The organism is Lactobacillus sp. WILCCON 0149 (genome assembly GCF_057197965.1).
In genome coordinates this window covers 1-262 of record NZ_JBUBHO010000052.1, presented here as the reverse complement: position 1 = coordinate 262, position 262 = coordinate 1, and the positions used below count along the sequence as shown (strand labels likewise).

At 43.9% G+C, this 262-nt stretch carries 1 pseudogene; it reads left to right on the top strand.

The annotated features are described in order from the left end of the window. Nucleotides 1–196: pseudogene (locus ACYVUV_RS12445) on the top strand (ISNCY family transposase); the annotation flags it as partial. Between the last annotated feature and the right edge of the window lie 66 nt (nucleotides 197–262).

Here is a 262-nt window from a genome sequence, read left to right as displayed (position 1 = left end):
GTTGGTCACCGTTGACGAGAAAGTGTATGCTTTAACCGAGATTCCGAAGAATGCCAAGGTCTCTCCGGATCTCGACTTTGAGACCAAGAAGAAGAAACCGCGGAAAAAGTATATTCCACCGATGTCCCATCCTTGGAAGCGGGCTTCGTTCATTGAGCAGCAGGAAAAAGCGCACAAGTATCACAGATTCACATAAAAATAGCGGGGAAAATTCCCCGCTAATAATTTAAATTTTACGGGACATTATCCCAAGTTATTGACA